At 71.8% G+C, this 18,876-nt stretch carries 11 protein-coding genes and 2 pseudogenes; 7 read left to right on the plus strand and 6 right to left on the minus strand.

All coding sequences use genetic code 11. From position 1 onward, the window contains the following. Positions 1-70 precede the first annotated feature (70 nt). The 3 genes from ACFVUH_RS13300 to ACFVUH_RS13310 form a co-directional block, all read right to left on the minus strand. Positions 71-949, minus strand: coding sequence for an NmrA family NAD(P)-binding protein (locus ACFVUH_RS13300; protein ID WP_387913082.1), 879 nt, complete (start codon positions 947-949; stop codon positions 71-73). 70 nt (positions 950-1,019) lie between these two features. Then, positions 1,020-1,493 (minus strand): hypothetical protein, encoded by a 474-nt coding sequence (locus ACFVUH_RS13305; protein ID WP_387913084.1) that lies wholly within the window; start codon positions 1,491-1,493, stop codon positions 1,020-1,022. Positions 1,494-1,622: 129 nt separating this feature from the next. Next, on the minus strand, positions 1,623-2,144 hold the full coding sequence (locus ACFVUH_RS13310) for a MarR family transcriptional regulator (protein ID WP_355361322.1): 522 nt from the start codon (positions 2,142-2,144) through the stop codon (positions 1,623-1,625). A gap of 320 nt (positions 2,145-2,464) precedes the next feature. Between ACFVUH_RS13310 and ACFVUH_RS13315 the strand changes: the two genes are divergently transcribed. Beyond that, positions 2,465-4,039 (plus strand): FAD-binding oxidoreductase, encoded by a 1,575-nt coding sequence (locus ACFVUH_RS13315; protein WP_387913086.1) that lies wholly within the window; start codon positions 2,465-2,467, stop codon positions 4,037-4,039. Between the two features lie 108 nt (positions 4,040-4,147). Here the strand turns inward: ACFVUH_RS13315 and ACFVUH_RS13320 are convergent. Then, positions 4,148-4,327, minus strand: a pseudogene (locus ACFVUH_RS13320) (transposase family protein); the annotation flags it as partial. Positions 4,328-4,526: 199 nt separating this feature from the next. Here ACFVUH_RS13320 and ACFVUH_RS13325 point away from each other — a divergent pair. The 5 genes from ACFVUH_RS13325 (at position 4,527) to ACFVUH_RS13345 (ending at position 14,761) form a co-directional block, all read left to right on the plus strand. Then, complete coding sequence (locus ACFVUH_RS13325; protein WP_387913088.1) at positions 4,527-5,138, plus strand: toll/interleukin-1 receptor domain-containing protein; 612 nt, start codon at positions 4,527-4,529, stop codon at positions 5,136-5,138. After that, positions 5,135-6,568, plus strand: a complete 1,434-nt coding sequence (locus ACFVUH_RS13330) for a TIR domain-containing protein (RefSeq protein ID WP_387913090.1) — start codon at positions 5,135-5,137, stop codon at positions 6,566-6,568. The genes ACFVUH_RS13325 and ACFVUH_RS13330 overlap by 4 nt, the downstream gene beginning before the upstream one ends. Positions 6,569-6,572: 4 nt before the next feature. Further along, the gene (locus ACFVUH_RS13335; protein ID WP_387913092.1) at positions 6,573-8,588 is read left to right on the plus strand and encodes a hypothetical protein; all 2,016 of its coding nucleotides are present in this window, start codon (positions 6,573-6,575) and stop codon (positions 8,586-8,588) included. 224 nt (positions 8,589-8,812) lie between these two features. Then, positions 8,813-13,678, plus strand: coding sequence for an RHS repeat-associated core domain-containing protein (locus ACFVUH_RS13340; RefSeq protein WP_387913094.1), 4,866 nt, complete (start codon positions 8,813-8,815; stop codon positions 13,676-13,678). 15 nt (positions 13,679-13,693) lie between these two features. Beyond that, the gene (locus ACFVUH_RS13345) at positions 13,694-14,761 is read left to right on the plus strand and encodes a hypothetical protein (protein ID WP_387913096.1); all 1,068 of its coding nucleotides are present in this window, start codon (positions 13,694-13,696) and stop codon (positions 14,759-14,761) included. Positions 14,762-14,869: 108 nt separating this feature from the next. Here ACFVUH_RS13345 and ACFVUH_RS13350 read toward each other — a convergent pair whose 3' ends face one another. Together ACFVUH_RS13350 and ACFVUH_RS13355 are read right to left on the minus strand one after the other, a co-directional pair. Beyond that, a complete protein-coding gene (locus ACFVUH_RS13350) occupies positions 14,870-16,465 on the minus strand; it encodes a long-chain fatty acid--CoA ligase (RefSeq protein WP_387913098.1) in 1,596 nt (531 codons plus the stop codon). Positions 16,466-16,471: 6 nt separating this feature from the next. Continuing rightward, positions 16,472-17,911 (minus strand): fatty acid--CoA ligase family protein, encoded by a 1,440-nt coding sequence (locus ACFVUH_RS13355; RefSeq protein WP_387913100.1) that lies wholly within the window; start codon positions 17,909-17,911, stop codon positions 16,472-16,474. An 11-nt stretch (positions 17,912-17,922) separates the two neighbouring features. Here ACFVUH_RS13355 and hemA point away from each other — a divergent pair. Further along, positions 17,923-18,816 (plus strand): annotated as a pseudogene (hemA, locus tag ACFVUH_RS13360) (5-aminolevulinate synthase); the annotation flags it as partial. Between the last annotated feature and the right edge of the window lie 60 nt (positions 18,817-18,876).

Raw genomic sequence — 18,876 nt, forward strand, 5'->3', positions numbered from 1 at the left:
ATGCTGCTCCTTCGGGGTGACGGGCCCGCCGCGCGGGGGTGCGGCGGGCCCTGCGGGGTGGTGCGGGCGCTCAGTGGAGGGGGTGGCGGAACCGGTCGAGGTGCTCCTGGAGGAACGCCTCCAGGGTACGTGGGGGCCGTCCGATCAGCCGGGTGGCGGCGTCGTCCGGGGCCTCCGGGCGCTCGACGGCGAGCCGCTGGATCTCCACCACGTGGGCGGCCAGCCAGTCCGGCATCCCGGCCCGGGCGACCAGGTGGGCGCGCAGTTCCCCGGGCGGCAGGTCCACGTAGGCCACCGGCCGGCCGAGCAGGGCGCCCAGCAGTCCGGCGAGCTCCGGGTAGCTGTAGGCGCGCCCGCCGGTGAGCGGGATGCTGCCGCCGGCCGCCTCCGGACGGGTGAGCGCGGCGGCGGCGACGTCGCCGATGTCCCGGCAGTCGACGTAGTTGCAGCGGGCCGTGCCCATCGCGCCGTGGATCAGCCCGGCCACCGCGATGCCGGGGGCGAGCAGCAGCAGCTTCTGCATGAACGCGTAGGGCCGCAGCACGGTGGCGGTGACGCCGTGGGCGCGCAGCCGCTGCTCGATCAGGTGGTGGCCGCGGGAGACCGCGACCGGGGAGTCCGGCTCGGCGGCGGGTGCGGAGACCTTGACGATGTGCTCGACCCCGGCCTGCACGGCGAGGTCGACGGCGAGCAGCTCGTGGTCGACCTGGTGCGGGCCGTTGGCCATGGTCAGGAAGAGCTGTCGGGTCCCCTGGAGGGCGGAACGCAGCGAGTCCGGGTCCTCGGCGTCGGCGGCGACCGGCTCGACGAGGGGGCGGGTGCGCTCGTCGAGGCCGGCCAACAGCCGGCCGGGGTCACGGCTCAGCGCGCGGACGGGGACGCCCTGGGCGGTGAGGCTGCGCAGGGTGGCGCCGCCGGTGGCGCCGGACGCGCCCATGATGGTGATCATTCCGGGTCTCTCTCTTCTCGGGAGGATGCTCGGTGTGCTCGGTGTTGCTGGGTGTCGGGGTGGGGCCGGGTCAGCGCGCCCGGCGGCGCCGGGGGCGGCTGCCGCGCCAGCGCCAGGTGATCGCGGTCCCCGCGATGGCGGCGGAGACCGGCAGGTCGAACCGGAGCCGACCCGGCCACGGGCTGTCGGCCAGGGCCGGGATCCGCGGCAGCCACTGCGCGCCCGCCAGGCCGGCGGTCAGCGCCAGGGCGGCGGCGCCGAGGCCGAACGCGAGGGCGAGCAGCGGGCGCGGCCCGCGCTCCACCCAGGAGCCGGGCGGGCGGCGGCGGTGCCGGGCGCCGAGCAGGGCGGCGACCAGGGCGGAGGTGCCGGCGATGGTGGTGACGGCCGCGATCTTGAGCTCCGTCTGGCCGGTGGCGAAGCCGCCGATCCCGGCCATGACGGCGGGCGCCGCATAGGAGACCAGCACCTCGCGCCAGAGGACGAAGGGCGGCGGGGCCGCGGTGGCCGGAGCGGCCGGCTGTTGGTGGACGGTGCTGGGCATGGATGGCTCCAGAGTGATTAGGCGGCTAACTATAAGTGCTAAGGAGGCTAACTATCTGAGTGTGAAGGGCTCCGCCGGTGGCTGTGGCCGGCCTCCCGGGGGAGTGGAGCGGGGTGGGGTGGGGAGTGGTCAGTCGTCGGTCAGGGCGGACATGCCCTCGACCAGCCGGGCCAGCAGGTCGAGGAAGACCGTGCGCTCCTCGACCGTGAGGCCGCCGACCATCGCCTGCATCCGCTCGAAGTGCTCGGGTGCCATCTCGCGCAGCCGCAGGGCACCGTGCGTGGTCAGCACCACGACGTTGCCCCGTCCGTCCTCGGTGGACGGGCGCCGGGCGACCAGGCCGTCCCGTTCCAGCCCGTCGACCAGGCCGGTCACGGTCGCGCGGGACACCCCGAGCGAGGCTGCCAGCTGCGAGGGCGACTTCTCGCCGCCGTGGTCCTCCAGTTCGGCCAGCAGTCGGTAGCGGCCGGTGGACAGGCCGAAGCGCGCGAAGTGCGCCTCGCCGGCCTGGCCGAGCCGGGAGCCGGCGGCCATCAGTCGCGCCGCGACCAGAACCGCCTGCGGGTCGGCCGACAGGCCGTACCGGGAGAGCTGCCGGCGGGCCTGGTCGAGCGTGGGTGCGCCGTTTCCGGCCTCGTGCTGCTGAGCCATGGAAGTAATATGGCGGCTAATCAGATGCGTGGTCAAGTCGCCCCCTCGCTTGCCTGTCCGCCCGCTCGCCCGCCCGCACCGGCGCCTGTCCGCCCGCTCGCCCGCCCGGCGGCCGAAGACCCCGGCCCGGCCGCCGCTGTTGGCGCACCATCGGGGATGGCTGAAATTCGCTTGCATACTTTCACATTGATTTGTGCAAGATCTGCGGCTCCCCGTAGTCCGTGCTAGCGTGCGCCGCCGCCAGCTTCTCGGAGTCGGGAAAGAGGGTCCCCGGAATGCCTCATGAATTCTCCCGCCGCGGGTTTCTCGGCAGCACCGGAATGGCCGCTGTCGGAGCGTCCGCCGCCGCCTCCCCGGGCCTGACCGCCGATGCCGCGTCGGCCGCACAGCCCGAGGGGGTGACCGTCCGCCCCTCCGACCTCCGCTACGAGACGCTCGGCCAGGGCTTCAACCAACGCTGGCGGAGCCGGCCGGCCTACATCCGGCTGGTGGGCAACGAGGCCGACGCCGTCGCCGAACTGCGGTCGGCGCTCGACCACGGGCTGCGGCCGACGGTGCGCGGCGGCGGCCACTGCTACGAGGGGTTCGTCGACAACGACGAGGGGGTCATCCTCGACCTCAGCACCCTGCGCGGCGTGTGCGCCGCGACCGACAAGTTCGGCGCCGCCACCTACGCCGTCGAGGGCGGCGCCACCAACTGGGACGTCTACACCGGCCTGTTCCGCCGCTACGGCGTGACGATCCCCGCCGGCTCCTGCTACTCGGTCGGTGCCGGCGGGCACATCTGCGGCGGCGGGTACGGCCTGCTCTCCCGGCGGCACGGGCTGACCGTCGACCACCTGGTCCAGGTCGACGTGGTCACCGTCCGCGGCGGCCGGGTCGAGGTGACCCGGGCGAACCGCGCGGACCCCGAGGGTTCACCCGAGCGCGAGCTGTTCTGGGCCCACACCGGAGGAGGAGGCGGCAACTTCGGCGTCGTCCTGCGCTACCACTTCGCCCATCGCCTGCCCGCGCCGCCGCCCCGGGTCTGGCTCAGCAGCGTCGCCTGGAAGTGGGAGGAACTGCGCCGGCACCCCGAGGACTTCCGCACCCTGCTCACCAATTTCGGCGCCTTCTTCGCCGCCCACAGTGGGACGGCGGAGGCGGTCTACCGGGGCTTGTTCTCGATCCTCCACCTCACCCACCACTCGAACGGGAACGTCGTCCTGTTCAGCCAGTGGGACGAGGAGGACCCGGCACCGCTGGACGCGTTCCTCGCCCAGGTGGAGGCCGGCATGCGCACCGGAGCCACCGTCCAGAGCGGTCCGGCGGGTCTGTTCTACCTGCCCTATCCCGACAAGCGGCGCCAACTTCCCTGGTTCCAGGCGACCATGACGGTCAGCGGCTCCGGCGCCAACCAGCGCGGCAAGTACAAGTCCGCCTACCACCGCAAGGCCTTCACGCCCGCCCAGATCGACACCTGGTGGACCTGGCTCACCAAGGACGTCGAGGGCGCCGACCTCACCCAGACGCTGGTCCAGATCGACTCCTACGGCTGCCGGGTGAACGACCGCGCCACCACCGACACCGCCGTCCCGCAGCGCGACTCGGTGATGAAGCTCCAGTACCAGACCTACTGGACCGACCCCGCCCAGGACGCCGCCCACCTCGCCTACCTCCGCGGCCTCTACCAGGACACCTACCGCACCACCGGCGGCATCCCGGAGACCGGCACCGACACCGACGGCGCCTACGTCAACTACCCCGACACCGACCTCGGCACCACCGCCGACCGGACGCCCCCCTACCAACGCCTGTACTACAAGCAGAACTACGCCCGCCTGCAACACGCCAAGCAGCTCTGGGACCCAGACAACGTGTTCCACCACGCCCAGTCGATCACCCTGCCGTCCTGACCGATCGTGCAGAGGCATGTCGACCATCAGGTCAGCGGATGATGTCGGTGCCAAGGTTGCGGGCAAAGGGGGTTGGGCGGCTATGCGGTGTTGGCGAGGGCGGCCTCTGTGAGCGGGGGCAGTGGACTCGCTGATCCCGAACCCGGCAGCGGTCTTCGCCAGGGTGACGTGTTCGCGCAGGTGCACCGGTGCCACCATCGCGCGCCGAGAGCGGCGGAGCCTGCGGTGCGGCTCGCCCTCACGGGTGACGATGAGTACGGCGACCCGCTCCACGAACGGGTGGGGCAGGTCGAGCGCGGCAGGACGGACAACCGGCGAACGCCCCCGAACAGCGTGATCGAGACGTCGGACAGCCCGGTCAACGGCCCTGGGGCACTTGCCCGTTGTGATCTCGTCGGCCGTCACCGTGCCGGCCGCTACCTCTGAAGAAGCTCAAGGCTGGCGCAAAGGGGTCAGCAGTGCCGGGCGAAGGGGCTAATCTCCGGACATGGGGTCATGGGAAGTGGCGATCGCCGCCGCGGGCGCGGCCACCGCCTTGTTCACCGCCGGGGCCGCCGCACTCTCGGCAGGCATCGATGTGCGTGAGCGGCTGTCACGGCTACGGCGTTCCGCGGACGCCCCGCCCGCGTTGGAGCCCGGCGCCGAACCCGCCGCCACCGAACCCGCCGCCGACGCCGAACCCGGCGGCACGTACGACGCGTTCGTCTCCTACACCGCGGCGGACAGCGAGGTTGCGCGGACCCTCGCCACCCGGTTGCGTGCCGAAGGGCTGCGGGTCTTCCTGGCCGAGTGGATCGGCCCGGGGCTGGTGGAGAGCCTGGAGAAGGAAGCGGCCCTGCGCGTCACGGCCAACGGGATCCTGCTCTTCAGCAGCGCGACGATGAACGACGCCGCGATCCGCGACGAGTACGCGGCGCTGCTCCAGCGCGTGCACACCGGTGGACGGCGGTTCATCCCGGTGCTCGTGGACGACGTGGAACTGCCGCCCTTCGCCCGGATCCGCCGGCCTGCGGACCTGCGCGATCCCGGCAGCGCAGCCTACGACGCGAACCTCGCCGCACTGGTGCGAGCGGTTCGGCCGCGGGGCGAAGCCGTATGACCCAGGTGTTCCTCTCCTACGCCAGGGAGGACGCCGACTGGGCGAGAGCGCTGGCGGCCCGTCTCGGGCAGAGCGCCCTGACCGTCCTCTTCGACGAGTGGGACGTGCTGCCCGGTGACGTGGGCGTGCACCACACCGAGGCCGCGATCGAGGACGCCGGGTGTGTCCTGGTCGTCATCAGCCCGGCCTCGCGCACCTCGTCCTGGGCCCGCGAGGAGTACGCGGCCCTGGTCACGGCCGGAGCGCGGCGGCAGTTGCGGCTCATCCCGCTGCTGATCGGGGACGCCCCGCTCCCGCCCCTGGCCGCGAGCCGGGTCTGGCGCGACTTCAGGAGCCCGGACGCCGCCGACTACGAGCGGAAGGTGGACGAACTCGTCGCCGCCATCCGCGGCGAGATCCGCCCGCACGGTCCCGGCGGATCCGTCGCACCGGGGCACGCGGAGAACATCGCGTCGGCCCAGCCGTCGCCGCCCCGGCCCCTCGTGCCGCCCGCCCGCCCCGCTGTCGTCCTCTGCTACGACAAGGCCGACACGGCGTACGCCCACGCGCTCGCCGACCAGGTGAGAGGAGCCGGACTGCAGGTCTGGTCGGTCGCGGACCTCAAGGCCGGGGACTCGCACGTCTGGGTGAGGCGCCAGCAGTTGGACTTCGCGACGGCCGTGATCGTCCTGATGTCACCGCATTCCCAGGACTCGGACGACGTCACGGACATGGTCCTGGAGGCGATGCACCACCAGCGTCCCTTCTTCCCGGTCCTGCTGGACGGGAAGCGCAACTACCTTCTGGCACACGCCTGGTACGTCGACGCCCGGGACGGTCGACTGCTGAGCCCGGAGGAACTCGGCCGGCTGCGGGACATCGACACCGCCTCCCGGAACGGCAGTTCGCCGGACGAGATGTCCGCCCTGTTCCCGGCTCCGCTCCAGCGGCCCGCGGTGCAGACGGTGCGGGTGCCGGCGGCCGTCTCCCTCGGACGCCTCGACGGCTATCTCGCCGAGGGCAACTTCGCGCACGCGGACCTCCAGACCACCGCCATCGTGCTGGAAGCGGCCGACCGTCTCGACGAGGGCTGGCTGGGCACCCGCCACGCACGCCGCATCCCCGTCGAGGTCCTGGCCCGCGTCGACGGCATCTGGGCCGACCACACGCACGGACGGCAGGGCTGGAGCGCCCAGGCGGCACGGGCCGCGGTACGCGGAAACCGGCACGCGGACTTCCTCGCGCTGTCGGTGGCCTGCGGCTGGCGCAGCTCCGCCGAGGCGCTGGTGCCGCGGTTCTACCCCGAGGTGACGGAGCGGGCGGGGCCCGGCCCCCGCGGCGCGTACTACCCGACGCTGCGCAACCCGCAGAACGAACCGTTCAACCACTGGTACGACGAGTGGACTTCCACGGTTCTGGCCGTGCATCTACGCAGAGGGGAAAGGAGGTGAGCCGGTGAAGTGGACGAGTCGGATGGATCTGGCGATCTACCTGGTCGGGTCCTTGGCCGCGCTGTGCTCGCTGGCCGTCGGCACTCGACTGGCGATCTCCGTCCACGGGGTGGTGAACGTCTTCGGCCTCTGGGCCTACACCCCCTACGTCCTACGGAAAGTGCGCGCTGGGGAAGGGAAGCGGTCCGAACTCTACCTGACCTGCATCTCCTTCGCCGTCCTGATCCGAATCACACTTGCAGAGGTCTCTTACATGGGTGTCCTCCTCGTTTCCCTCCTGCTCCTGATGGTGCTCGGTACCGTCATCCGGTTCTGTGTCCTCTACGTGCCACCCGGCCACGTCGGCCTCGCGCGGCGCCGGTACGGCCGGACCCACCCGGACTTCCCGCTGGTCACCCCGTACGCCACCCACGGGGTGCTCGCCTCCACGTTCCTGCCCGGGCGCCACCGGGTTTCACCGTTCGTCCACACCTGGACCGTCCCCCGGACGCAGGTGCCGGAGGGCAGGATCGGCCTGGTGACGGCGAAGGCGGGCCGGACGCGGCCGGGGAACCGGGCGCTGGCGCTGCCGGTGCCCTGCGACGACTTCCAGGACGGCGCGGGCTTCCTGCTGAACGGCGGGGAACAGGGCACACAGGTCGGCGTCCTGGCCGGTGGACAGTCCTACGCCATCAACACGGACCTGTTCCAGGTGACGCTGGTGGACCGGGTGCACGTTCCGACGGGCACCATCGGCCTGGTCGACGCGAGGGCCGGCGGGAACCGGCCGCCCGGGGCGCTCTTCGGTCGTCATGTGGAGTGCGACGACTTCCAGGACGGCCACCGGTTCCTCGCCGGCGGCGGCCAGCAGGGCAAGCAGCTCGCCGTTCTCCAGGGCGGTGCCTACTACGACATCAACCCGGCCCTGTTCGACGTCATCACCGTGCTCAACGCGAAGGCGCGCGGCGGACCGCTGAACGTCGAGCACCTGAAGCAGATCGCCATCCCCGCCGACCGGACCGGTGTGGTGATCACGCTCGACGGCGCGGAGCCGGGGGACGGCGACGAGATGGGACCGGTGGTACCGGACCACCAGGGGTTCCACCTGCCCTGGGTGTTCCTGCGCAACGGCGGCCGCCGGGGGGTGCAGGAGGAGGTCCTCAAGGGGGGAACGGTCGCGGCGCTCAACCCGTACTTCGTCCGCGTCATGCTGATCCCGACGAGCCTCCTCGTCCTGGAGTGGGACGAGAAGACGCCCGAGAAGCAGGACAACTACGACGTGCACCTGGGGAGGATCACGGTCACGGTCCAGGGCTACCGGCTGTCCGTGGATGTGAAGCAGGTCATCCGGATTCCCGCCCAGTCCGCTCCCGGACTGGTCCGGAGGAACGGCGGAGCCCTGATCTCGGACATCGGCGGCCTCGACGCCAACCGGCTGCCCGTCCAGCGCTTCGTTCAACGCGTCCTGGGTCCCATCGTCACCTCGTACTTCAACCAGATCGCCACCTCGTCGACCGTGCTGGAGTTCGTGAAGAACTACCGGGAGAACCGGCTCGACCTCGCCACCATGGTGGAGAACGGACTCCGTGACTGGGGGGTGGAGGCCGAGAGCACCCACCTGGGCGAGTTCCGGGCGGAGGACGAGAGGCTCAACGAGATGCTCAAGCGGACGGCCGACGAGGAGATGGAGAGCGAGAAACTCGCGCTGCAACTGGAGAACGCGGAGCGCGAGGACGCGATCGACAAGGTGCGGGTGGAAGCGGAGCGGCGGCGTCTGAGGCTGCCACTGGAGGCCGAGATCGAGTCCCTCGGCCTGCCGAACGTCATGGTGCTCAAGATGCTCAGGGAGATCTCCCAGGCACCCGTGCCGCAGGTCATCAGCGGGGGCGATCTCTCGGCGTTCCTCGACACGCTGCCGATCAGCCGTCTTGAGGCGCTGATGGACCGGATGCAGCACCTGCGCGAGGCGGCCGGGATCGAGGACGCGGAGCGGCCCGCGCTGCCCGAGGCGGAGGGCGGGGAGGCCGAGAGGAAGGAGTGAGACGCGGCGCCGGCGGAGGCCTCACCACCTCCGCTCCGGCGGGCCGCGACGGGAACCGGCCAATCTCCGGCGCTCCCGCAGCGGGAAGGGTGACGGGGCGTCAGGCTGGTGGGAGGCTGCTCGTGTCCCACCCACTGTCCGCCCGCCACGGGAGTCTCAGGATGGGTTCAACGCCGTCGTTCTTCACGCAGGCCGGTAATTTCGGGAGCGCGGTGGCGGGAGGCGTGGATCCCAGAACCGGTCTGTTCAACGTCCGGATCGATCTGGGGAACCTGGTCGGGAACCGGAATCTCGGACCGGCGCTGCCACTGGTCCTGAGGTACTCGCCGCTCAGCGGCGTCAACGCGGGACTCGGCCGGGGCGTCTCGCTGGGACTGACCACCTACGACAGGGACAACCGCCTCCTCGCCCTGTCCTCCGGCGAGCAGTACAAGGTCCAGGAGACCTCCGCCGGCGTCACCCCGCTGCAGAAGAAGCTCGACACGCTCCGCTTCACCAAGGACCCGGACGCCTACCGCCTGGTGCACAAGTCCGGCGACGTGGAGGTCCTGACCGGCCCCCGGAACGGGTCCGGTCTCAAGGTGCCCGTCGCGCTGCTGACGCCCGCCGGCCATGCGCTGGCGCTGACCTGGGACTTCAACGCCGGCCCGGTGCCGCGTCTCAGGACGGTCGCGGACGGGAGCGACACCCTGCTGACCGTCGACTACTCCGGCACCGCCAAGGCCACCCTCACCGTGCTGCCCGGGCGCTCCGAGGGCTACACCGTGGAACTGCGTTTCCAGAACGGCCTGCTGACGAGCGTGCACCACTTCGGCCTCGGCGCGGACGCGCCGCTGGTGTGGGACCTCACCCCGAGCCCGGTCGGACAGCAGGGGTTCTGGGGTTCCTGGATCACCGGTGTGAGCATGCCGGGCGGGATGTCCGAGACGGTCACCTACTCCCAGGGCGGGACGGGCCACCGCTTCCCGGACTCCGCCCGGCTGCCGGCCCTGCCCTATGTGACCCGGCACGTCCGGAAGCCGGGCGGCGGGCAGCCGCCGGTCCAGGTGGACTACGACTACACCGACAACAACTTCCTCGGCGGCCACTCCGGCGCCGCCTGGGACCCCGACCGCGACAGCCTCTACGGCGTCCTGACGACCTACTCGTACGGGTCCACGGAGTCGGTGACCGGCGAGGACGGGACCACACGGACCAGCCGCGCCTACAACAACTACCACCTGCAGACGGACGAGACGACCAGCCGCAACGGCTGCTCCCGGCACCTGCGCACCGAGTACTACGCGGTGGTCGGCCGGACGTTCGACCAGCAGGACGACCGCTTCCAGCTCCCGACCACGCGGACGGTCACCTGGACCGATGCGCAGGGCCGTCCGCGCGGCGAGGTCACCACCACCGACTTCGACGACGCGGGCAACCCGCGCGTCCGCACCGCTCCCGACGGAACCCGGACCGACTGGGAGTACTACCCGGCGGGCGGCAGCGGCGGGGACTGCCCGCCCGATCCGCACGGGTTCACCCGCCGGCTCAAGTCCGTCACCCACACTCCGCCGGCCACCGCGTTCGACGCCCCCGTCCACCGGACGTCCTACACCTACACCGCGTACCCGACACCGGACCCGCGCGTGCCCACCGTGGTCGTGAAGGCCACCGAGCGGAGGTACGCCGACGCCCTCCTCCTGCGGCGGGAGGAGGTCGCGTACGGCACCTCGGGCCCGGAGTTCGGCCGGATCACCGGGCTGGCCGAGGTCGAGTACCCGGACGGCGAGGGCGGCGCCTCGTACACCGCGTCCCACGCCTTCACCTTCCAGTCGGACGGCGAGGCGCTGGTCCAGACCCACCGGCTGACGACCCACGACGGACTGACGACGACGCGCTCGCAGCGGCGTTCGCGGTTCACCGGGCGGCTCTGGTCCGCCACCGATCCGCAGGGCAGCGCCGTGGCCCTGGCCTACGACGGCCTGGGCCGCACGCTCTCGCGCACCGTCAATCCGGGCACCGCGTACGAGGCGACCGAGACCCACGCCTACGAGGTGGGCACCTCCACGCCGTTCGTGACCATCTCCACCGACACGCTGGGCAACCAGCGCCGCGCGAGCCACGACGGTGCCGGGCGGCCGGTCCTCGGCGAACGCCGGTACGCCGGGGACGGCACCTGGTACGTCGTCCAGCGGCTGGGCTACGACGAGCAGGGCCGCACGGCCACGGTGTCGCACCACCTGCCCGACACCGGTGGCCGGTCGGCCGAACTGACCGGAACCCCGGAGTACGACGACTGGGGCCAGGTCTCGGCCACCACCTGGAGCGACGGCACCGGCCGGCTCACCCGGACCGATCCGGTCGGGCTGACGACCACCGTCCAGCGGCTGGGCGGCGGAGGCCCGGTCAGCGGCACGGAGGTGACCACCTTCAACACCCGGGGCGAGCCGGTGGCCACCGAACGGTTCGACCTCAAGGGGCAGGCCGCCGGCCGCCGGGTGCTGGAACGCGACGGCTGGGGGCGGGTGCGCCGGGAGACCGACGAGGCCGGGAACACCACGCGGTACGACTACGACGCGCGCGGCCGGCTCGCTCGCACCACCCTGCCGGACGGCACGATCACCACCCGGGCGTTCGCGCCGTTCTCCGCCGACGGCCTGCCGACGGCGCTGACCGTGGACGGCACCGCCTACGGCACGCAGGCGTTCGACGGCCTGGGCCGGCTGACCACCAGCAGCGCCGGCGGGCGCACCTGGTCGTACCGCTACGCCCAGGACGGTGATCCGCTCCCCGCCCGGGTCACCACGCCCGACCAGCGGCAGATCACCTACACCTACGTCCCCCAGCTCGGCAACGCCGTCTCGTCGGTCCAGGCCGGCCCCCTCACCCGGTCGTTCGGCCACGACCCGGTCTCCGGCTTCCTGACGAGCGCGCAGGAGGACGACGTCACGGTGACGCGTGGCTACACCCCGGCCGGTCTGCCGAGCACCGAGACCACCACCCGGTCCGAGGCGTCCGACACCACCGCGCGGTGGACCTTCACCCCGGGCGGCCTGGAGAGCGCCTACACCGGAGTGGACGGCGCCACCCGGCAGACCGTGCGGGACGCCTTCGGCCGGACCACCGGCATCACCGACCCCGCGATGGGGGTCTCGCTGGCCTACGACGCCGGGGGCCGTCCGACGTCGTGGACCGCCAGGGACCCGCGGTCCGGGTACACCCTCACCACCACGCTGACCCTGGACGACTTCGGCCGCGAGGTGACCCGCTCGACCCGCGACAGCCAGGGCCGCACCTGGTCGCTCGGCCAGGAGTGGCGGGACAACGGCCTCCTCGGCCGCCGGACGTCCACCTCCGGCGCGACGCTGCTGCGCGACGAGACCTTCGGCTACGACAGCCTGGGCCGGCTCACCGCCTACACCTGCGACGGACCGGCCGCTCCGACGGACGTCCGCGGCAACCGGGTCACCGCGCAGACCTTCGCGTACGACGCCTTCGGCAACGTCACCTCGTGCCGGTCCCGGTTCACCGACGGCTCCGACACCGCCACCTACCTGTACGAGAACCCGGCCGACCCGTGCCAGCTCACCGCCGTCACCCACACCGGCGGGGGCCACCCGCCGCGGATCGCGCTGGCCTACGACGCGGCCGGGCGGCTGACCACCGACGCCGCCGGTCGCACCCTCGCCTACGACACCCTCGGCCGCCTGCGGTCGACCGGCCCGGCGAACCAGTACGGCTACGACCCGCTCAACCGGCTGCTCACCCAGCGGACCGACGGGAGCACCACCGTCCTGCACTACCGGGGCGAATCCCTCGCGGCGGTCACCGAGGACGGCCGCCCCGCCCGCCTGCTGCAACTCGGCAACGGCGCCTACGTGGCCCAGTCCCGCGACGGACGCACCCGGCTGCTCACGACGGACGGCGCCGGTACCGTTTACCTGGCGGCCGGCGCCGAGGGCCAGGAGCCGTACGCCCGGACCCCGTACGGCGAGCGGCCGGTCGACGGCGCCGACAGCGTCCTCGGCTTCACCGGCCGGCGCGGCGACCCGGTGACCGGCTGGTACCACCTCGGCAACGGGGCCCGCGCCTACGATCCCGTCCTCCTGAGGTTCACCACCCCCGACACCCTGAGCCCCTTCGGCGCGGGCGGCGTCAACCCCTATACGTACTGCGCGGGCGACCCCGTCAACCGGATCGACCCCTCCGGCCATCTGAGCTGGATGGCCTGGCTCGGCATCGGTCTGGGCATCGCGGGCCTGGCCCTGGCCGCCGTCACCGGCGGGATGGCGATCGTCGCCGCCGGCGGGGTGATGGCCGCGATCAGCGCCGCCTCCGCCACCACCCTGGTCGTCGGCGGGCTGGGCGTCGCCTCCGACGTCACCGCCATCGTCGGCGGCGCCCTGGAAACCGCCTCGCCCAAGGCCTCGGGCATCCTCGGCTGGGTCTCGCTCGGCACCGGGCTGGCCGGGTTGGCCGAGGGCGGAGCGGCCCTCGCCCGCACCGCGGCCGGTCGCGGCGCGCGCCTCGGCGGGGAGACCGCGCGCGGCATCGGCGAGCAGGTGAGCCTGGCCCCTCGTTTCGAAGGGAACCTCGCCAGGACCAGGCCCGAGGTCCACGGCCGGCCGATCGTCCTGCCGGAGCGGAACCTCAATGAGTTCGACTCCGTGCTGAACGCCAACGGTGAGCGGGTCTGGGTCAGTCAGGACGAGGTGCACGGCGGCCTGGTCAGGACGGTCGCCGAGGACGCGCTGAGGCGCGGCAAGAAGGTCGACATCCTCAGCGGCACCCACGGCGGCCCGGACGGTGAACGGACCCTGGACTTCCGGGAGGAGGACTTCTACTTCGAGGACCTCGGCCAGAGGATGGTGATGACCAGGGGGATGCGGCGGGGGCCGAAGCGAAGCTTCTGGGAGCCGCGGGTCCAGGTGTACAGCACGCCCGACCTGTCGTTCGACCGGATCGGGGAGATCCTCCAGGGCGAGGTCGGCCGCGAGGTCATCGCGGCCTTCTGCCACAGCCGCAACGACGACGCGGTCCTGCACTTCCTGGGGCTGGAGCCGACCTATTCGTACTCGCCCTGGGTGGACTGGTACCACACGGCCCTCTGACGAAGGAGACAGCGCATGCCGACCTGGACAGGTGTGTCGACGCTCTCGGTCGTACTCGAGAGCGGTTATCAGAACTGCGACATCTACGCGAACGGACAGAACAGGATCGCCGTCACGGTCAGCATCCAGCCGACCGACGAGGACGCGGAGGTCATCTGGGTCGACCCCGGGCACCTGCTCTCCCGGATGTGGCTCATCGACTACGTCGACGAGTCGACGCTCTCCTGGAAGAGCGGCTCGAGCTGGTCCTACACGGACAGCGCGAACCAGTTCACCGCGATTCCCGGGTCCACGGACTCCGACTCCGCCCCCGACTCCGTTTCCGAGGAACGCGCCGTGGTGTCCACCACGGAGAACGGGATCCAGCAGATCACCTTCTACGTGTACTGCGGGTCCGGGGTGGCGAACCCGAAGTCGATCGGTGTTCTGGTCAGGACCGATACCGACGACAGCGTCACGAGCTCCCTCAACGGCACGTTCCACGACAAGGTCACGCTCAAGCCGAGGTCGGCCGTGGTGTACCGGCGGGGGGACGTCAGCTGGGAGTACGCGCGCACGACGACCAAGTACGGCGGCAACACCAAGTACGTGACGACGGACGCCTGGAACTACTACCTGTCGCTGGACTCCAGGGACAACCACTTCGTCACCTTCAAGGTGTGGAACTGCTTCAGCCAGTCCGGCTACCAGGGGTTCTTCTCCAGCCACATCCCGTCCGACAACCACCGCAAGAACTTCTACGGCGGCTACGTCTGGAACCAGGAGCCGCACGACTCCGCGTACTACGTCCCGTCGGACGGCCACAGCCTGGGCGAGGTCGTCAACTTCCCCGACGGGAACAAGTGGTGGGACTACGCGAGGATCTACGACCGGAGCTACCCCGAGCGCTACCTGTGCTTCACCTGGGTGCACTCCACCACCGGCGGCGACGGCTGGCACCTCCCGAACGGGCCGCTGACGGACTGGGGGGAGTGGTACACGCTGGAGATCGCCGCCTACGACCGGTACGGCAACAGGAGCGAGTTCTGGGTCGACGGCTCGGACATCATCGGCGGGCTCAACCTCTACGACACCAGGCCGTAGCCCGCCCCGGACCGGGGTGCGCACGCCGGACGGAGCATCCGTGGGTACGGGAGGTGGCGGGGGTGCGGCCCGATCGGGCCGCACCCGTTCGACCGCCTGGGCGCGGGCTCAGTGCGGGCGCGGCCGGTCGCCCGGCGGCTCGTCCGGATCCGCGGCGCTCAGCCGGGCGACCAGCTCCCGTTTGAGCACCTTGCCGCTGGGGCCGAGGGGGAAGGCGTCGACGAACTCCACCCGCCGCGGGTACTTGTACGGCGCCATCCGCTCCCTGGACCAGGCGACGATCTCGGCGCCGAGGGCCGGGCCCGGCGCGCTGCCGGGGCGGGCCCTCACCACCGCGCACACCTCCTCGCCGTGGACGGGGTGGGGGAGCCCGACGACGGCTGCCTGGGCGATCGCCGGGTGGCGGGCGAGGACGTCCTCCACCTCGCGCGGGTAGACGTTGTATCCGCCGCGCAGCACGACGTCCTTCTTGCGGTCGACGACGGACAGATAGCCCTCGTCGTCCTTGACGCCGAGGTCGCCCGAGCGGAACCAGCCGTCCACGATGGCCTCGGCGGTGGCCTCCGGCCGGTTCAGGTAGCCGGCCATCACGTTGTGCCCCCGGATGACGATCTCCCCCGTCTCGCCGGCGGGCACCGGCTCGATCCTGTCCTCCACCTCCGCTCTGGCGATCTCGACCTCGACGCCCCAGATCGGCCGGCCCACCGTGCCCGGTCTGAGCGGCCACGCCTTCTGGTTGTAGGCCACCACCGGAGACGTCTCGGTCAGCCCGTACCCTTCGAGGACCGGGCAGCCGAACGTCTCCCGGAACGCGTCCAGGACCGCCACCGGCAGCGCGGCGCCCCCGGAGAACGCGCGGTCGAGCGCGGGCCTGCGCGGGTCGGCGCGGGCCGCGTCGAGGAGCGCCGTGTACATCGTCGGGACCCCCATGAACATGGTGCAGTCCTCCTGCACCATGAGGTCCAGCGCGCCCGGTCCGTCGAACCGTGGCATCAGCACCAGCGTCGCCCCCGCCCGGAAGCAGGTGTTCATGCCGCAGATCTGACCGAAGGTGTGGAACAGCGGCAGACAGCCGAGCAGGACGTCGTCCGCGGTGAAGTCGAACGGCGACAGCATGGTCGTGTCGACGTTCATCACCACGTTGAGATGCGTGAGCAGGGCGCCCTTGGGCCGGCCGGTGGTGCCGGAGGTGTAGAGGACCAGCGCGATGTCCCCGGGGTTGCGCGGTACCTGACGGTCGATCGGGTGGCTCCGCGCCGCGAGCGCGTCCAGCCGCGGCGCGCGGGCGCCCCCCTCTTCCTCGTCCCCTTCTTCCTCCATGACGGTGAGCACGGGCGTGCCGGCCGTCTCCGCAGCCTTGCCGCCCTCGGCCAGGAGCGGGGCGGCGCAGATCAGCGCCGCCGCCCCGGAGTCCTTCAGGACGTACGCGATCTCGTCCGCCCGGAGCAGGGTGTGGACCGGGACCGCGATCGCGCCGAGCGCGAGCACACCGAAGTAGGCGAGCGGGAAGTGCGGTGTGTTGGGCAGCAGCAGCGCCACCTTGTCGTCGGGGACGATGCCCCGCGCGCGCAGCGCCGCCGCGTACCTCCGCGCCCCGTCCCACAGCTCGCGGTAGGTGATCTTCCGCGTACCGAACACGACCGCCGGGTGCTCCGGCCGCCGTAGCGCGGATTCGGCGAGTACGGCCGCCACGGAGAGGGTCATGGGGTGTCACCCGCTCGCTTCCACGGCCAGCCGCGCCTTGTCCGGTTTGCCGACGCCGGTGAGGGGCAGGGTGGAGCGGATGCGGATCTGCGCGGGGACGTGCTTGGGCGAGATGGTGGCCCGGATGTGTTCCGCCAGTTCGTCGGGGTCGGCCGTGCCCGCCTCGCGCAGCACCACGGCGGCGTGCAGGTACTCGATCCGGTCCCGGTCCCGGACGCAGAAGACGGCGGCCTGCGCCACATCGGGATGGGCCAGGAAGGCGTTCTCCACCGTCACCGGATGGATCTTGATGCCATTGGTCTTGAGCACCTCGCCGATCCGGCCGCGCAGGTGAAGGTAGCCGTCACCGTCGACGAAGCCGAGGTCACCGGTGTGCACCCAGCCGTCCCGTACGGTCCGGGCGGTGAGTTCGGGCTCGGCCACGTACGCGCTCATCGTGAAGGGCGACCGTACGCAGACCTCGCCGATCTCGCCGGGCGGCAGGTCACGGTGGTCGCCCGGATCGGTGATCCGGACCCAGTCGGGCATCGGGCGGCCGACCGTGACCCGCAGCCGGGGGTCGAGGTGCTCGGCGGGCGAGAGCATGCTGACGAAGCCCGCCTCGCTGGTCGCGTACACCTGGATCAGCACGTCGCCGAAGAGCTTGACCGCCTCGGCCAGTCGCTCGGGGGACGCGGGGGAGCCCACGTACGTGACCATCCGGAGACTGGACAGGTCGGTCGAGCCCACCTCGGGATGGTCCATCAGCAGGTACAGCTGGGGAGGGGAGAGCAGCATCCGGGTGATCCCGTGCCGCTCTATGGAGCGCAGCGTGTCGCCCGGGTCGAAGCCGTCCCGCAGGACCACCGAGCCGCCGGACGCGAGTGAGTCGTCGGCCGTGGCGCCGCTGGAGTGGCTGAGCGGGAGGCAGGCCAGGTAGACGGACCGCCAGCCCATCTGGAGTCCGGCGGAGATGAAGCCGTTGCGGGTCCGGAAGTCGAAGGCGATGCCCTTCGGCTCGCCGGTCGTCCCGCTCGTGTAGGTCACCACCGCGGGCCGGTCGAGTCCGATCTCGATGCCGGCCGGGTCCAGCGCGTCCGGGTCCCCGGCCGTCAGGTCCAGGACATCGGGGCCGAGATCGCCGAGGGCGACGAGGGCGAGCGGAGTGCCCAGCCGCTCGCGCAGCTCACGGGCGGTGGCGAGGTTCTCCGCGTCGACGGCCAGGTACGTCGCACCGGTCTCCCGGAGGATCTTGAGCTCGGCGCCGGTGGCCAGGTGGTCCGCCGGGTCGACCGCGTTGGTGGTGTGCAGATGGACCACCGTGGCCCCGACCAGATTCGCGGCGTACCGCAGGACCAGGGTCGGGGCGGTGTTGGTGACGGTCAGGATGGCGACCACAGCCTCGCCGCCGGTCCCGCCGGCGTGCCGGTGCAGGGCCTGCGCGGCCGACCGGACCAGGACGGTCAACTCCGCCGCCCGCCAATGACGGAGCCCTCACCGTCCTCGCCGGCCGGCTGGGGAACTGCGCCGTCTTCTCCGACGAGATGAACCACGCCTCGATCATCGACGGACTCCGCCACAGCGGCGCCGAGAAGCATATCTTCCGCCACAACGACACGGCGCATCTGGAAGAGCTGATATCCGCCACCGATCCCGACCGGCCGAAGATGATCGTCATGGAGTCGGTCTACTCGATGGCGGGTGATGTCGCCCCGCTCGCCGAGATCGCCCGGATCGCCCGCGAGCACGGCGCGATGACCTTCCTCGACGAGGTCCACGCGGTCGGAATGTACGGGCCGGAGGGCGCCGGTATCGCCGCGAGCCTGGGTATCGCGGACGAGTTCACCGTGATCATGGGAACACTCGCCAAGGGATTCGGCACCACCGGCGGATACATCGCCGGTCCCGCCGAGCTGGTCGACGCGGTGCGCGGCCTGTCCCGCTCCTTCATCTTCACCACTGCCCTGCCACCGGCGGTCGTGGCGGGCGCGCTCGCCGCGGTCCGGCACCTGCGGGCTTCGAACGAGGAACGCGACCGGCTCCGCGAGAACGCGCGACTGACGCACCGGCTGCTCACCGAACACCGAATCCCCTTCGTCTCCGACGAGTCCCACATCGTCTCGATCTTCGTCGGGGACGACGCACTCGCCCGCCGGATCTCCGCCCTGCTGCTGGAACGCCACGGCATCTACGTACAGGCCATCAACGCGCCGAGCGTGCGCGCGGGCCAGGAGATCCTCAGGAGCGCGCCCGGCGCCGTCCACCAGCCCTCGGAGGTCGAGGAGTTCGTCGCGGCGCTGGACGGGATCTGGCGGGAGCTGGGGATGACCCGGACCCCGGGCCCGCAGCGGTCCGCCGGAACGCACGGCTGACCCGCCCCACGGGGTGCGCGCGGCTCTCCCGCGGCTCCGTGACCCGCCCGCTCCCCGTAT

This window comes from Kitasatospora sp. NPDC058032 (assembly GCF_042885845.1).
Lineage (GTDB): Bacteria > Actinomycetota > Actinomycetes > Streptomycetales > Streptomycetaceae > Kitasatospora.